This window comes from Lachnoanaerobaculum sp. (assembly GCF_057250505.1).
This window is the reverse complement of the sequence record NZ_DBHIEQ010000007.1, coordinates 60,591-62,780: the sequence shown is the minus strand read 5'-3', so window position 1 is coordinate 62,780 and position 2,190 is coordinate 60,591. Positions and strand designations below refer to the sequence as shown.

Genomic DNA, 2,190 nt, shown 5'->3' with positions numbered 1-2,190 from the left:
AACTTATACTCTTGTTTATAAGAAAAAGCCTCACCTAGCCCAAGCAAAACTCTGCGATTTTATCTCTTTATACATTTTGTTTGCCCTCTTGCATAGGCAAACTGCTCAATAATATTAAAATTGCTCTTAGCCCTAGAGCATACAACTTCTATAGATCTAGCCCTTATCCATATAAAGTTGTATGTTTTCTACTATCTTGCATCGTAGAAAATCATAAAATTAACCGATTAACCTACACCTCCTTATATCAAAATTTGATTTTAAAAATCCCTACTATTCTACTCTATTTTTTTTGTTTTTGGAACTATCAAATGATACATGGAAAATTATTTTCTTAAACTTTTATTAAAATTTCCATTATCATATCCTTGTGTCGTTTTTATGTGTCAAAAAATCGTGTGAACTTAAATCCGATTCACACGACTTCTTCTTATCTCTAATCTCTATAGTTCAGGCAGGAAAATAATATTTACACTGCCTGTCTTTTCATTCTCTATTATTTGAGTATCTATATGGAAAAGCTCTTTTATATTCTCACTTGTAAGCATCCCCCTCGGAGTTCCGATTTTGAATACTTCCCTCTTTTTCATAAGTATTATTCTGTCACAGTAGGTAGCCGCAATATTCAAATCATGAACACAGCAAAGCGTGGTAAGCTTTTGTCTTTTTAATATATTCATTATCTGATACTGATAACCGATATCCAAGTGATTGGTCGGTTCATCAAGTATTATAAGCGGTGCTTTTTGACTTAACGCTCTTGCAAGTAATGTTCTTTGCTTTTCACCTCCTGAAAGTGAAAGGAAGTGTCTCTTTTCATAACCTTCAAGGCCTACTTCCTTAAGGTATTCAAGTACAATCTCCCTGTCCTCATCGCTGTCTCCTGAAAACATCTTCTGATACGCAAATCTTCCAAGCATTGCCATATCATATACCGTCATATCAAAATCCACAAGATTTTCCTGTTGCATTACGGACATTTTCTTTGCAGTCTTTTTATTGGACATTTTAAAAATCTCTTCTCCGTCTATATATGCAACACCGCTGTCAGGAGTGTAAACCTTATAGATATTTTTTAATAGTGTAGACTTACCGCAACCGTTCGGCCCGACTATTCCTACAAACTCGCCCTCTTTGACACTTATATCAATACCGTCTATTATAAGCTTTCCGTCAATAGAATATGTAATACCCCTTGTTTCAAGTTTCATCAGCCTTTTCCTCCCGTTCTCGATTTTCTTATCAAATACAGAAAGAAAGGTGCACCGAAGAATGCCGATACAACACCTATCGGTAACTCCTCAGGAGAAATAATCACTCTTGAAATCACATCCGCCAGCACTAAAAATGTACCTCCCACCAATGTGGCGGCAGGTATAAGTCTTGTATGCTTACTTCCCACTACGCTTCTTGTAATATGTGGAATTGTAAGTCCGACAAAACCTATTACTCCGCTTATAGAAACTATCGCACCTGTAAGTAATGTTGTTACCAAAATCATAATAAGCTTTAATCTGCCTGTATTTACACCAAGTGTAAGTGCAACATCATCACCCAAAAGCATGGCATCAAGCATCTTTCTGATTGCGTATATCACGATAAAGCATACAACAAATACAATGGCAACATAGACCAGTCTTTCCCATGTTGAACCGCTTAGTGAACCCATCATCCAATACTGAGCGGTCTTTACCTTATCGGATCCCGTTCTTTGCAGATAAATCATTATATTGGTTAAAGCTCCAAATATCGCCGCCACGGCAATACCTGCAAGAATAAGTTGTGTCGCAGTAACCTTGTTTCTGATTTTGGCTATTTGAAGTGCAATCACTATAGATATAACTGCGCCGATAAACGCACCCAATACAGTACCGTACTGTCCGTAAAAAAACATTGACCCGTACATAATCATAAATACGGCACCTGATGATGCGCCCTGTGAAATACCGAGAACATACGGATCCGCCAAAGTATTCTTTGTAAGTGCCTGCATTACAATACCGCAAAGTGTAAGTCCGGCTCCTACAATAAATGCGGTCAAAACTCTGGGAGTACGAATATCCCAAATGATAGACTCAATACTGCTGTCCCATGTGGGTACTACTACTCTCCTACCGCTGATTTTATTTGACAAAAATCCTAAAACATCACCAAACTTGATATCCACGCTGCCAAGTACGATTGAGACTA

General features: G+C 37.5%; 2 protein-coding genes. Both read right to left on the bottom strand.

Going from position 1 to position 2,190, the window contains the following annotated elements; translation table 11 throughout:
- Positions 1 to 443: 443 nt before the first annotated feature.
- Positions 444 to 1,211 (bottom strand): ABC transporter ATP-binding protein, encoded by a 768-nt coding sequence (locus ACO6FI_RS04685; RefSeq protein WP_485456333.1) that lies wholly within the window; start codon positions 1,209 to 1,211, stop codon positions 444 to 446.
- Positions 1,211 to 2,190, bottom strand: a 980-nt coding sequence (locus ACO6FI_RS04680; protein WP_485456332.1) for a FecCD family ABC transporter permease, incomplete at its 5' end; no start/stop codon positions are given. The genes ACO6FI_RS04680 and ACO6FI_RS04685, both read right to left, overlap by 1 nt.